The sequence below is a fragment of the Azospira sp. APE16 genome, from assembly GCF_047901315.1.
In the GTDB taxonomy this organism is placed as follows: Bacteria; Pseudomonadota; Gammaproteobacteria; order Burkholderiales; family Rhodocyclaceae; genus Azospira; species Azospira oryzae.
Map to the genome: position 1 here is coordinate 2,540,906 of NZ_CP179682.1, position 12,184 is coordinate 2,553,089.

14 protein-coding genes and 1 tRNA gene are annotated in these 12,184 nt (G+C 63.8%); all 15 read right to left on the bottom strand.

Annotated features, from left to right (window positions below; all coding sequences use genetic code 11):
• Position 1 precedes the first annotated feature (1 nt).
• Positions 2-1,048 (bottom strand): phenylalanine--tRNA ligase subunit alpha, encoded by a 1,047-nt coding sequence (gene pheS / locus ACLSSQ_RS12190; RefSeq protein ID WP_014237033.1) that lies wholly within the window; start codon positions 1,046-1,048, stop codon positions 2-4.
• Positions 1,049-1,183: 135 nt separating this feature from the next.
• Complete coding sequence (gene rplT, locus ACLSSQ_RS12195) at positions 1,184-1,543, bottom strand: 50S ribosomal protein L20 (RefSeq protein WP_014237032.1); 360 nt, start codon at positions 1,541-1,543, stop codon at positions 1,184-1,186.
• Positions 1,544-1,558: 15 nt separating this feature from the next.
• Positions 1,559-1,756: a 50S ribosomal protein L35 gene (gene rpmI, locus ACLSSQ_RS12200; protein WP_014237031.1), complete on the bottom strand. Its 198-nt coding sequence runs from the start codon at positions 1,754-1,756 to the stop codon at positions 1,559-1,561.
• Positions 1,757-1,865: 109 nt separating this feature from the next.
• A complete protein-coding gene (gene infC / locus ACLSSQ_RS12205) occupies positions 1,866-2,390 on the bottom strand; it encodes a translation initiation factor IF-3 (protein WP_083833949.1) in 525 nt (174 codons plus the stop codon).
• Positions 2,391-2,439: 49 nt separating this feature from the next.
• Positions 2,440-4,356 carry a threonine--tRNA ligase gene (gene thrS / locus ACLSSQ_RS12210; RefSeq protein WP_416242838.1) on the bottom strand — a complete coding sequence of 639 codons (1,917 nt, stop codon included), beginning with the start codon at positions 4,354-4,356 and terminating at the stop codon, positions 2,440-2,442.
• Between the two features lie 152 nt (positions 4,357-4,508).
• Positions 4,509-4,585 (bottom strand) — tRNA-Val (locus tag ACLSSQ_RS12215).
• An 83-nt stretch (positions 4,586-4,668) separates the two neighbouring features.
• Positions 4,669-5,112, bottom strand: a complete 444-nt coding sequence (locus ACLSSQ_RS12220; protein ID WP_416242839.1) for a rhodanese-like domain-containing protein — start codon at positions 5,110-5,112, stop codon at positions 4,669-4,671.
• Complete coding sequence (locus ACLSSQ_RS12225) at positions 5,109-5,906, bottom strand: 3'-5' exonuclease (RefSeq protein ID WP_014237027.1); 798 nt, start codon at positions 5,904-5,906, stop codon at positions 5,109-5,111. The genes ACLSSQ_RS12220 and ACLSSQ_RS12225 overlap by 4 nt, the downstream gene beginning before the upstream one ends.
• 5 nt (positions 5,907-5,911) lie before the next feature.
• Positions 5,912-6,811: a cysteine synthase CysM gene (gene cysM, locus ACLSSQ_RS12230; RefSeq protein WP_130458157.1), complete on the bottom strand. Its 900-nt coding sequence runs from the start codon at positions 6,809-6,811 to the stop codon at positions 5,912-5,914.
• Positions 6,812-6,814: 3 nt separating this feature from the next.
• On the bottom strand, positions 6,815-7,807 hold the full coding sequence (gene rfaD / locus ACLSSQ_RS12235; RefSeq protein WP_014237025.1) for an ADP-glyceromanno-heptose 6-epimerase: 993 nt from the start codon (positions 7,805-7,807) through the stop codon (positions 6,815-6,817).
• A 9-nt stretch (positions 7,808-7,816) separates the two neighbouring features.
• A complete protein-coding gene (gene rfaE1, locus ACLSSQ_RS12240) occupies positions 7,817-8,764 on the bottom strand; it encodes a D-glycero-beta-D-manno-heptose-7-phosphate kinase (protein WP_014237024.1) in 948 nt (315 codons plus the stop codon).
• 13 nt (positions 8,765-8,777) lie between these two features.
• Positions 8,778-9,326, bottom strand: a complete 549-nt coding sequence (rfbC, locus tag ACLSSQ_RS12245) for a dTDP-4-dehydrorhamnose 3,5-epimerase (protein WP_014237023.1) — start codon at positions 9,324-9,326, stop codon at positions 8,778-8,780.
• Positions 9,323-10,213, bottom strand: a complete 891-nt coding sequence (rfbA, locus tag ACLSSQ_RS12250; RefSeq protein ID WP_014237022.1) for a glucose-1-phosphate thymidylyltransferase RfbA — start codon at positions 10,211-10,213, stop codon at positions 9,323-9,325. Before rfbA ends, rfbC begins: the two co-directional genes overlap by 4 nt.
• A complete protein-coding gene (gene rfbD, locus ACLSSQ_RS12255; RefSeq protein ID WP_416242840.1) occupies positions 10,203-11,132 on the bottom strand; it encodes a dTDP-4-dehydrorhamnose reductase in 930 nt (309 codons plus the stop codon). The genes rfbA and rfbD overlap by 11 nt, the downstream gene beginning before the upstream one ends.
• On the bottom strand, positions 11,119-12,180 hold the full coding sequence (gene rfbB, locus ACLSSQ_RS12260) for a dTDP-glucose 4,6-dehydratase (RefSeq protein ID WP_416242841.1): 1,062 nt from the start codon (positions 12,178-12,180) through the stop codon (positions 11,119-11,121). Before rfbB ends, rfbD begins: the two co-directional genes overlap by 14 nt.
• Positions 12,181-12,184: the final 4 nt, after the last annotated feature.

Here is a 12,184-nt window from a genome sequence, read left to right on the forward strand (position 1 = left end):
CTTAGACAAATTGCTTCAGGAAGCGCAGGTCGCCGTCGAAGAACAGGCGCAGGTCATTGACCCCGTAGCGCAGCATGGTAAGACGGTCCGGACCGAAGCCGAAGGCAAAGCCGGTGTACTTTTCCGGATCGATGCCGGCATGGCGCAGCACATTGGGGTGCACCATGCCGCAGCCGGCGATCTCCAGCCAGCGCCCTTCCAGGGCGCCGCTCATGAAGGCCACGTCGATCTCGGCAGAAGGCTCGGTAAAGGGGAAAAAGGAAGGACGGAAGCGCACCTTCAGGTCGTCGCTCTCGAAGAAGCGGCGCAGAAAATCGGCGACCACGCCCTTGAGGTCGGCGAAGGAAACATTCTCGCCGATCCACAGGCCTTCGACCTGGTGGAACATGGGGGAGTGGGTAGCATCGGAGTCGACGCGATAGACCCGACCCGGCGCAATGATGCGAATCTCGGGCATGGTCTCGAGGTGACCGTACTTGGCCACGTGGGCCTGCATGTAGCGGGCCTGGATGGGACTGGTGTGGGTGCGCAGCAGCACCCCCTCGGCAACGCCGCCCTGCTCGTCCTGCAGATAGAACGTATCGTGCATGGAGCGGGCCGGATGGTTTTCCGGCGTGTTGAGGGCGGTGAAGTTGTGGAAGTCGGTTTCGATCTCGGGACCGTCGGCCACTTCAAAGCCGATGGAGCGGAACAGGGCCTCGATGCGCTCCAGGGTACGGGTGACGGGATGCAGGCCACCCCGGGTTTCACCCCGGCCGGGCAGGGTCACATCCAGGGATTCCTCGGCCAGACGGGCCTCCAGGGCCGCGCGGCGGATGGCTTCGCGGCGGGCGTTGAGGGCACCCTCAACCTGTTCCTTGGCCTGGTTGATGGTGGCACCGGCCGCCTTGCGCTCTTCCGGAGCCAGTTTGCCCAGCCCCTTCAGCAATTCGGTGATCTGACCACTCTTGCCCAGATAACGGGCCTTGATCTGTTCCAGGGCATCCGGGTCCTGGGTGGCAGCAAAAGCCGCAAGGGCTTCGCTGACGATCTGTTCGAGATTCTGCATGGGCTCGCGTCGTTCGAATTCTGTTATCGCCCCGGATTTAGGGTGCCCGGGCGAAAAAGACACCAGAGATGCCGATACTGCCGGCACCAAGAAAAAAAGGAGGCAGAAGCCTCCTTTTTTCCGCTTGCTTAACGCTTAGGCGCCGAGGCTCGCCTTGGCCTGGTTTGCCAGAGCGGCAAACGCAGCCTTGTCGAACACGGCCAGGTCGGCGAGAACCTTGCGGTCCACTTCGATCTGGGCCTTCTTCAGGCCATTCATGAAGGTGCTGTACTTCAGGCCGACTTCACGGGCTGCCGCGTTGATACGGGCAATCCACAGGGCACGGAACTGACGCTTGCGCTGACGACGGTCGCGGTAGGCGTACTGACCAGCCTTCATCACCGCCTGCTTGGCGATGCGATATACGTTCTTGCGACGGCCGCGGTAACCCTTGGCCTGAACCAGAATCTTCTTGTGACGGGCGCGAGCCGTTACACCACGCTTAACTCGGGGCATCTTTAATCTCCTTGATTAGGCGTAGGGCAACATGGCACGGATGGAGGCCTTGTCACTGTCGTGAATGGCTTCGGTACCGCGCAGTTGGCGCTTGTTCTTGGTGGTCTTGGAGGTCAGGATGTGACGCTTGAACGCCTGACCGCGCTTGATACTGCCGCCAGCGCGGATTTTGAACCGCTTGGCGGCACCGCTCTTGCTCTTCATCTTGGGCATTGAATGCTCCTTGGTTTTAACATGATCCCAGGTGGCTTCCGACGGAAACGCTTGACTACCCGGCACCACTTATATCGCCCCCGAACGAGTCCGGAGGCGGGTACTGCAATTACACCTTCTTCTTCGGCGCCAGCATCATCACCATCTGGCGGCCTTCCATCTTCGGCATCTGCTCGACCTGTGCCAGCTCGAGCAAATCGGCCTTGATGCGTTCCAGCTGACGCATACCGATTTCCTGGTGGGCCATTTCACGGCCACGGAAGCGCAGGGTCACCTTGACCTTGTCTTCGTCTTCCAAGAAGCGGGTCATGTTCCGCAGCTTGATCTGGTAGTCGTTTTCGTCGGTACCGGGACGGAGCTTGATCTCCTTCACCTGTACCTGCTTCTGTTTCAGCTTGGCCTCGTGCTGCTTCTTGGCCTCGTGGTACTTGAACTTGCCGTAATCCATCACCCGGCATACCGGCGGCTTGGCCAGGGGAGCGATCTCCACCAGATCCACACCGGCCTCTTCGGCCATTTGCAGCGCCGCACGGATGGTTACGACACCAATCTGCTCGCCTTCTTCCCCGATAAGCCGGACTTCCGGCACCGTGATTTCTTCGTTGACGCGATGCGCCTTTTGCAGTGCGGCGATGGTTCAATCTCCACGAAAACAGGCCGCCCCATTCGGGGACGGACAAAAACTAAGCCGTGCTCTTACGCGCGGCGACTTCTTCCAGAAGCCGCTCGATCAGGCTTGCCATGGGCATTTGCCCCAGGTCCTGACCACCGCGGGTACGCACGGCCACCAAGCCGGCTTCCTTTTCCTTGTCGCCGATGACGAGCTGATAAGGCAACCGGTTCAAGCTATGTTCGCGTATTTTATAGGTAATTTTTTCATTGCGCAAATCCGCTTCGGCACGCAAACCTGCCTGACGCAGGGTTTTCACCACTTCGGCGGAAAAATCGGCCTGTTTTTCCGAAATATTCAGCACCACGGCCTGCACCGGCGCCAGCCACAGGGGCAAGGCACCCGCATAGTTTTCCACCAGGATGCCGATGAAACGCTCCAGGGAACCGAGGATGGCCCGATGCAGCATCACCGGTACATGGCGGGCATTGTCCTCGCCCACATACTCGGCACCCAGGCGACCCGGCATGGAGAAATCCACCTGCATGGTGCCGCACTGCCAGGAGCGCCCGATGGCATCCTTGATGTGGAACTCGATCTTGGGGCCATAGAAGGCACCCTCGCCGGGCAACTCATCCCATTCCAGGCCGGAAGCCTTGAGGCCGGCCCGCAGGGCATTCTCCGCCTTGTCCCAGATGTCGTCGGAACCGACACGGCTTTCGGGGCGCAGGGCCAGCTTCACCGCCACCTGATCGAAACCGAAGTCGGCATAGACCTTCTTCACCAAGGCGTTGAAAGCCCTCACTTCCGCTTCGATCTGGTCTTCGGTACAGAAGATGTGACCGTCGTCCTGGACGAAGCCGCGCACGCGCATCAGGCCGTGCAGGGCGCCGGAGGCCTCGTTGCGGTGACAGGAGCCGAACTCGCCATAGCGCAGGGGCAGATCGCGGTAGGAACGCAGATCGGAATTGAACACCTGCACGTGCCCCGGGCAATTCATCGGCTTGATGGCGTAATCCCGCTTCTCCGACTCCGTGGTGAACATGTTGTTCTTGTAGTGCTCCCAGTGGCCGGACTTCTCCCACATGCTGCGGTCGAGAATCTGGGGGCAGCGGATTTCCTGGTAGCCGTTGTCGCGATAGACCTGGCGCATGTACTGCTCGATTTCCTGCCAGATGGCCCAGCCCTTGGGGTGCCAGAAAACCATGCCCGGCGCCTCGTCCTGCATGTGGAACAGATCCAGATGCTTGCCGATGCGGCGGTGATCCCGCTTCTCGGCCTCTTCCAGCATGTGCAGGTAGGCTTCCTGGTCTTCCTTCTTGGCCCAGGCGGTGCCGTAGATGCGCTGCAGCATCTCGTTCTTGGAATCGCCGCGCCAGTAGGCACCGGCCACCTTCATCAGCTTGAAAACCTTGAGCTTGCCGGTGGAGGGGACGTGGGGGCCGCGACAGAGGTCCACAAATTCGCCTTCCCGGTACAGGGAAACATCCTGGTCGGCCGGGATGGCGGCAATCAGCTCGGCCTTGTACTTCTCGCCCTGCTCCAGGAAGAACTTGACCGCATCGTCCCGGGCCCAGACTTCGCGGCTCACCGGAATGTCGCGCTTAGCCAGCTCGGCCATTTTCTTCTCGATGGCCAGCAGGTCTTCAGGGGTAAAGGGGCGCTTGTAGGCGAAGTCGTAGTAGAAGCCGTTGTCGATAACCGGACCAATGGTCACCTGGGCTTCGGGAAACAGCTCCTTCACCGCATAGGCCAGCAGGTGAGCCGTGGAGTGGCGGATGATCTCCAGACCGTCCGCATCCTTGTCGGTAACGATGGCCAGCTGGGTATCACGCTCCATCAGGTGGGAAGTATCCACCAGCTTGCCGTCCACCTTGCCGGCCAGGGCGGCGCGGGCGAGGCCGGCACCGATAGAGGCGGCAACCTCGGCAACGGTCACCGGAGCATCGAAGGAGCGGATGGAACCGTCGGGCAGCGTGATATTGGGCATGATTTCTCCAGCCACATTAAATTCTGGACAAAAAAAAAGTGCGGACGGATCCGCACTTTTTTTCGACATAGGAACGAAGGCGAACCGCTTAGGCTTTCTGAACCAGGATAGTGCAAGTTCGGAAATTCACGGTACAGCTCCGTTCAAGGTGTTGGTAGGCGCGATTGGATTCGAACCAACGACCCCCACCATGTCAAGGTGGTGCTCTAACCAACTGAGCTACGCGCCTGCAAAGAAGGCCGAATTATAACGATCCCAGAGAATCGCGCAAGGGGCTGAGGAGACTTTTTTCGCTTCGCCCCACAAAAAAAATCAGCACAACCGTCCGGGCGAACATTTGGCCAGGGCCGGCGCCACTGCGGTGACGGGGCGCGACTCCTGGATCCAGGCGCGGATGCCCTGGCGCACGTTGTAGATCTTGCTGTAGCCGGCCTGCTGTTCGAGGAAGTCGCTGACGGCCCGGGTGCGGTTGCCGCTGCGGCAGATGAGGATCACCGGCTGCTCCGGACCTGCCACCGTCTTCAGCTGCTCCAGCCAGGCCGCCGGATTGGCGCGGCCGTTGGCATCGAAGAAGGTGAGCAGGCGGCTGCCGGGAATGACGCCGGTTTCCCGCCATTCGGGCTCGGTACGGATATCCACCAGGACCACGCCACTGGCCACCAGCCGGGCCACTTCGGCGCTGTCCACATTCACCACCTCGGCCCTGGCCGCGAACGCCGCCAGCAGAGCCAGGAGGAAGAGGAAGGCGTGCTTCACGCCGCTACCTCCGGCCAGGCGGCCAGGAATTCCTGCCAGTGGGGCTTGTCCAGCTTGGCCAGTTCGGCCTTGATGAAGGCCAGTTCGGCCAGATGCTCCTCCCGGCTGACCTCGCCCCGCATCAGGCGGAAGCGGGTGGACACCAGGTAGGTATTGACCACATCGGTCTCGCAGTAATCGCGGATCTCGTCGGCCTTGCCCTCCTGCCAGGCCTGCCACACCTTGCCGCCGTCCATGCCCAGCTTGCCGGGGAAGCCCATGAGCTTGGCCAGGTCGTCCAGGGGAGCGCTGGCCCGGGGCTGGTACATGGCCAGCAGGTCCATCAGGTCCAGGTGGCGGGTGTGGTAACGGCTGATGTAGTTGTTCCACTTGAAGTCCCGGGAATCGGCATAGTCGCCGTCGCCCAGGTCCCAGTAGCGGGGAGCCACGACGCCGTGGATCAGGCCCCGGTAGTGCAGCACCGGCAGGTCGAAGCCGCCGCCGTTCCAGGAAACGATCTGGGGCGTGAATTTCTCGATGCCGTCGAAGAAGCGCTGGATGATCTCCCCTTCGCCAATCTCGGGCGCCGCCAGGGACCACACCTTGAAGGCATCCCGGGCCCGCAGGGCGCAGGAGATGGTCACCACCCGCTGCAGGTGCAGGGGCAGGAAGTCGCTGCCGTTCTGGGCCCGGCGCTGCTGGAAGGCCAGTTCGGCCACCTCGTCGTCGGAGAGGTCGGCGGGAAGATCGTGCAGGCGGCGCAGCCCGGGCACATCCGGGATGGTTTCAATATCGAAGACGAGGACGGGAACCATGGGACTCAGGCGGGGAAAACGCCGGTGGACAGGTAACGGTCGCCCCGGTCGCAAACGATGGTGACGATGGTGGCGTTCTCCAGCTCCCGGGCCAGGCGCAGGGCCACGGCCAGGGCGCCGCCGGAGGAGATGCCGGCGAACAGCCCCTCTTCCCGGGCCAGGCGCCGGGTCATGTCCTCGGCCTCGGCCTGGGACACGTATTCAAGGCGGTCCACCCGGCTACGTTCGTAGATTTTCGGCAGATAGGCTTCGGGCCATTTGCGGATGCCGGGAATCTGGCTGCCCTCTTCCGGCTGGCAGCCGACGATCTGGATGCGCGGATTCTTTTTCTTGAGAAACTGGGAAGTACCGATGATGGTGCCGGTAGTGCCCATGCTGGAAACGAAATGGGTCACCTGACCCTTGGTGTCGCGCCAGATTTCCGGCCCGGTGCCTTCAAAGTGGGCCAGGGGATTATCCGGATTGGCGAACTGGTCGAGGATGATGCCCTTGCCTTCGTCGCGCATTTTCTCGGCCACGTCCCGGGCCAGTTCCATGCCGCCGTCCCGGGGCGTCAGGATCAGTTCGGCGCCGTAGGCACGCATGGTCTGGCGCCGCTCCAGGCTCTGGTTTTCCGGCATCACCAGGATCATACGGTAGCCGCGCATGGCGGCGGCCATGGCCAGGGCGATGCCGGTGTTGCCGGAGGTGGCTTCGATCAGGGTGTCGCCGGGCCGGATCTCGCCCCGCTGCTCGGCGTGGGAAATCATGGAGAGGGCCGGGCGATCCTTCACCGAGCCGGCCGGATTGTTGCCTTCCAGCTTGGCCAGGATGACGTTGCCGCGCTGGGCAATGGCCTCGCCGGGCAGGCGCTTCAGCTGCACCAGGGGCGTGTTGCCGACGAAATCTTCCAGGGTCTTGTACATGGCTCAGCGTCCGTTGAGGAATTGCACGTAGTCGGCGACGCCTTCAGCGACGGTGGCGAACTCGTCACCATAGCCGGCGCTGCGCAGCTTGCTGAGGTCGGCCTGGGTGAAGCTCTGGTACTTGCCTTTGAGGGCTTCGGGGAAGGCCACGTACTCCACCAGCCCCTGCTGCACCATCGCCTCCAGGGACAGGGCCGGCTTGCCCTCGGCGGCCCGGCAGCTGTTCACCGTGGCCACGGCCACGTCGTTGAAGCTCTGGGCCCGGCCGGTGCCCAGGTTGAAGATGCCCGACTTTTCCGGATGGTCGAGGAAGTACAGATTGACCTTGGCCACGTCCTTCACATAAACGAAGTCGCGCTGCTGCTCGCCGTTGGCATAACCGTCGCAGCCCTCGAACAGCTTGACCTTGCCTTCGGCCCGGTACTGGTTGAAATGGTGGAAGGCGACGGAGGCCATGCGCCCCTTGTGGCTCTCCCGGGGGCCGTAGACATTGAAGTAACGGAAGCCCACCACCTGGGAACCGGCTTCGGGCAGACGCTGGCGCACGATCTGGTCGAACAGGAACTTGGAGTAGCCGTACACGTTGAGGGGTGCCTCGTACTGCCGCTCTTCCTTGAAGACGCTGCTGCCGCCATAGGTGGCGGCGGAGGAGGCGTAGAGCAGCTGCACTTCCTGCTCCAGGCACCAGTCCAGCAGGGACAGGGAGTAGCGGTAGTTGTTCTCCATCATGTAGCGGCCGTCGGTCTCCATGGTGTCGGAGCAGGCGCCTTCGTGGAAGATGGCCTCCACGTCGCCGTCGAAGTGGCCGCAGAGCAGGCGCTCGAGGAACTCGCCCTTGTCCAGGTAATCGGCGATTTCGCAGTCCACCAGATTCTTGAACTTGTCCGCCTTGGTCAGGTTGTCCACGGCGATGATGCGGGTGATGCCCCGCTCATTGAGGGCCTTGACCAGGTTGGCGCCGACGAAGCCGGCGGCGCCGGTGACGATGTAGTACATGTGAATTCCTTAATTGGCGTCGGCCGCCAGGGCGGCCGACAGTTCCTCGCGACTGACGGTAGCGGTACCGAGCTTGCCCACCACCACGCCGCCGGCCAGGTTGGCCAGGTGGATGGCGTCGCCCCAGGGGGCGCCCAGGGCCATCATGGCGGCCAGGGTGGCAATGACCGTGTCGCCGGCACCGGAGACGTCGAACACTTCCTGGGCCCGGGCCGGCTGATGCAGCGCCTCGCCGTCGCGATAGAGGCTCATGCCCTCTTCACTACGAGTCACCAGCAGGGCTTCCAGTTCCAGTTCGCTGCGCAATTGCTGCGCCTTGGCCGCCAGCTGGGCCTCGTCGCTCCAGCGCCCCACCACCTGGCGCAGCTCGGAGCGGTTGGGGGTGATGACGGTGGCGCCGCGGTACTTGGAATAATCCTCGCCCTTGGGATCCACCAGCACCTTTTTCCCGGCCGCCCGGGCCAGGCGGATCATGTCGCCGATATGGGCCAGGCCGCCCTTGCCGTAGTCGGAAAGGATCACCACATCCACCCCGGCCAGGCGCTGCTCGAACTCGGCCAGCTTGGCCTGCAGCACCTCGTGGGACGGGGTGGTCTCGAAATCGATGCGCAGCAGCTGCTGCTGGCGGCCGATGACCCGCAGCTTGACCGTGGTGTCGATGGCTCCGTCGGGCAGCAGGGAGGCGGCAATGCCGCCCTCTTCCATCTGCCGCTGCAGGATGCGGCCGGCCTCGTCGTTGCCGACCACGGACAGCAGGCCGACCCGCGCCCCCAGGGAAGCGCAGTTGCGGGCCACGTTGGCGGCGCCGCCGGGACGCTCTTCGGAGCGCTCCACCTTGACCACCGGCACCGGTGCTTCGGGGGAAATGCGGGAGACATCGCCGAACCAGTAGCGGTCCAGCATGACATCGCCGACCACGAGAATGCGGGCGGCGGAAAAATCGGGAAGTTGGTGCATGTCGCTTGGCATATCAATCAAAAAGTTCGGCATCCGCCATGCTGGCGCCCTGGGCATCCTTGGCCGACAGGCGGGGCTCCAGCCCGTCCAGGGGCCAGTCCACGGCCAGCCCGGGGTCGTTCCAGGCAATGCAGCGCTCGAATTCGGGCGCGTAGTAGTCGGTGGTCTTGTAGAGGAATTCGGCGGTCTCGCTGAGCACCAGGAAACCATGGGCAAAGCCGGCCGGCACCCACATCTGGCGCTGGTTTTCCGCCGACAGCACTTCGCCCACCCACTGGCCGCAGGTGGGGGAACTGCGGCGGATGTCCACCGCCACGTCGAACACGGCACCGCTCACCACCCGCACCAGTTTTCCCTGGGGCTGGCGGATCTGGTAATGCAGGCCGCGCAGCACGCCCCGGGCGGAGCGGGAATGGTTGTCCTGAACGAAATCCGGATCACAACCGGTTAGCTCGGCGAAGGTGCGCCGGTTATAGCTTTCCATGAAGAAGCCCCGGGCATCGCCGAAAATCCTGGGTTCCAGGACTATCACCTCGGGAATGGCCGTCCTGATTGCCTTCACAGCCCCTGCTCCTTGAGCAGGGCCAGCAGGTATTGGCCGTAGCCGTTCTTGGCCAGGACCCGGGCCTGGGCATCCAGGGTGGCGTCGTCGATCCAGCGCTGGCGCCAGGCCACCTCTTCGGGGCAGGCCACCTTGAGGCCCTGGCGCTTCTCGATGGTCTCGATGAACTGGCCCGCCTCCAGCAGGGATTCGTGGGTGCCGGTATCGAGCCAGGCATAGCCCCGGCCCATGATTTCCACGTTGAGCTTGCCCGCTTCCAGGTAATGACGGTTCACGTCGGTGATTTCCAGTTCCCCCCGGGGCGACGGCTTGATGCCCTTGGCCACGGCGACGATATCGGTGTCGTAGAAGTAGAGGCCGGTGACGGCGTAGTGGGACTTGGGCTGCAGCGGCTTTTCCTCGATGGAGAGGGCCCGCTGCTGGGCGTCGAACTCGACCACGCCATAGCGCTCCGGATCGTTCACCCGGTAGGCGAAGACCGAGGCGCCGCTGTCCCGGCCGTTGGCCCGCTGCACCAGGGTGGCCAGGTCGTGGCCGTGAAAGATGTTGTCCCCCAGCACCAGGGCCGCCGGGGCGCCGTCGAGGAAGTCCTCGCCGATGAGAAAGGCCTGGGCCAGGCCGTCCGGCGAGGGCTGCACCGCGTATTGCAGGTTGATGCCCCACTGGGAGCCGTCTCCCAGCAACTGCTCGAAGCGGGGCGTGTCCTGGGGCGTGGAGATGATGAGGATGTCCCGCAGACCGGCCAGCATCAGGGTGGTCAGGGGGTAGTAGATCATCGGCTTGTCGTAGATCGGCAGCAGCTGCTTGGACACCGCCAGGGTGGCCGGATAGAGCCGGGTGCCGGAACCGCCGGCGAGAATGATGCCTTTACGGGGTTTAGTAGCCATTCTGGGCCTTCAGGGCGAGAAGCTGCATCATGCGGGAAAGATAGGGCTGCCAGTCGGGCATGGTCAGACCGAAACGGTCCTCCAGCTTGCGGCAGTCGAGACGGGAATTGAGGGGGCGCGGCGCCGGCAGCGGATATTCGCTGCTGGGAATGGGTGCGATGGCCTCGGCCCCCAGCTTGAGGGCGAAGCCGGGCGTCTGTTCGGCGGTGGCGACGATGGCCCGGGCAAAACCGTTCCAGCTCACCGGATTGGCCGCCGCCAGGTGGTACAGCTCGCAGCCCTGCTGGGCGCGCCCGCCGTCGAGCTGGGCCAGGACCATGCCGGTGACGGTGGCGATCATGGCTGCCGGCGTCGGGCTGCCGACCTGGTCGGCCACCACCTTGAGGCTGTCCCGCTCGCTCGCCAGGCGCAGGATGGTCTTGACGAAATTCTTGCCCCGGGCGCCGAAGACCCAGCTGGTGCGGAAGATGAGGCCGCGGCCACCCACGGCCAGCATGGCTTCCTCCCCTTCCCGCTTGGTCCGGCCATAGATGCCGAGGGGCGCCGTGGCATCGGACTCCACATAGGGTGCCGCCTTGCTGCCGTCGAAGACGTAGTCGGTGGAGTAATGCACCAGCAGGGCATCCAGGGCCTTGGCCTCCTCGGCCAGCAGGCCCACGGCCTCGGCATTGATGCGCCGGGCCAGTTCAGGCTCCTTTTCCGCCTGATCCACCGCCGTATAGGCGGCGGCATTGACGATCAGGCGGGGGCGCTGTTCCCGCACCACGGCCCGCAGCCGGTCCAGGTCGGCCAGGTCGCAAGTACGCCGGTCCAGGGCCAGCACCGGCCCCAGGGGCGCCAGGTCCCGCTGCAGTTGCCAGCCCAGCTGGCCCTGGCTGCCCAGGAGCAGGATGGGAGCCGACACCTCAGGCTTCCCCATACTGGCGGCCCACCCACTCCCGGTAGGCGCCGGAGGTGACGTTGTGCACCCACAGGGGATTGTCCAGGTACCAGCGTACGGTCTTGCGGATGCCGGTTTCGAAGGTCTCCGCCGGCTTCCAGCCCAGCTCCCGTTCCAGCTTGCTGGCGTCGATGGCATAGCGCCGGTCGTGGCCGGGCCGGTCGGCAACGAAAGTGATCTGGCTGGCGTAGGAGGCGCCGTCGGCCCGGGGCGACAGTTCGTCGAGCATGGCGCACAGGGTATGCACCACCTCCAGGTTGGGCTTTTCGTTCCAGCCGCCCACGTTGTAGGTCTCACCCAGGCGGCCGGCTTCCAGGACGCGGCGGATGGCGCTGCAATGGTCCTTCACATAGAGCCAGTCGCGGATCTGCTGGCCGTCGCCGTAGATGGGCAGGGGCTTGCCGGCCAGGGCGTTGTGGATGATGAGGGGAATGAGCTTTTCCGGGAAATGGTAGGGCCCGTAATTGTTGGAGCAGTTGGTGGTCAGCACCGGCAGGCCGTAGGTGTGGTGATAGGCCCGCACCAGATGGTCGGAGGCCGCCTTGCTGGCCGAATAGGGACTGTTGGGCTCGTAGCGGTGCTGCTCGGTGAAGGCCGGGGCCTCCTTTTCCAGGGAACCGTACACTTCGTCCGTGGACACGTGGAGAAAGCGGAAGGCCGCCTTGTCGTCGGCAGGCAGGCCGTTCCAGTAGGCCCGCACGGCCTCCAGCAGGCGGAAGGTGCCGACGATGTTGGTCTGGATGAAGTCCTCCGGCCCGTGGATGGAACGGTCCACATGGCTCTCGGCGGCGAAGTTCACCACCGCCCGCACCCGGTTCTGCTGCAGCAGTTCCAGAATCAGGTCGTAGTCGGCGATGTCGCCGCGCACGAAACGGTGCCGCGGGTCGCCGGCCAGTCCCTGGAGGTTCTCCAGATTGCCGGCGTAGGTCAGCTTGTCCAGGTTGATGACGGGTTCGTCCCCCGCCGCCAGCCAGTCGATGACGAAATTGCTGCCGATGAAGCCTGCACCGCCGGTCACCAGGATCATGGCG

Excerpts from the sequence above, each read along its gene's own strand:
- thrS (WP_416242838.1), bottom strand. The coding sequence starts at position 4,356 with ATGCCCAATATCACGCTGCCCGACGGTTCCATCCGCTCCTTCGATGCT.
- cysM (WP_130458157.1), bottom strand. The coding sequence starts at position 6,811 with ATGTACAAGACCCTGGAAGATTTCGTCGGCAACACGCCCCTGGTGCAG.
- rplT (WP_014237032.1), bottom strand. The coding sequence starts at position 1,543 with ATGCCCCGAGTTAAGCGTGGTGTAACGGCTCGCGCCCGTCACAAGAAG.
- rfbB (WP_416242841.1), bottom strand. The coding sequence starts at position 12,180 with ATGATCCTGGTGACCGGCGGTGCAGGCTTCATCGGCAGCAATTTCGTC.
- pheS (WP_014237033.1), bottom strand. The coding sequence starts at position 1,048 with ATGCAGAATCTCGAACAGATCGTCAGCGAAGCCCTTGCGGCTTTTGCT.
- rfaE1 (WP_014237024.1), bottom strand. The coding sequence starts at position 8,764 with ATGCACCAACTTCCCGATTTTTCCGCCGCCCGCATTCTCGTGGTCGGC.
- ACLSSQ_RS12225 (WP_014237027.1), bottom strand. The coding sequence starts at position 5,906 with ATGGTTCCCGTCCTCGTCTTCGATATTGAAACCATCCCGGATGTGCCC.
- rpmI (WP_014237031.1), bottom strand. The coding sequence starts at position 1,756 with ATGCCCAAGATGAAGAGCAAGAGCGGTGCCGCCAAGCGGTTCAAAATC.
- rfaD (WP_014237025.1), bottom strand. The coding sequence starts at position 7,807 with ATGTACTACATCGTCACCGGCGCCGCCGGCTTCGTCGGCGCCAACCTG.
- rfbD (WP_416242840.1), bottom strand. The coding sequence starts at position 11,132 with ATGGGGAAGCCTGAGGTGTCGGCTCCCATCCTGCTCCTGGGCAGCCAG.
- rfbA (WP_014237022.1), bottom strand. The coding sequence starts at position 10,213 with ATGGCTACTAAACCCCGTAAAGGCATCATTCTCGCCGGCGGTTCCGGC.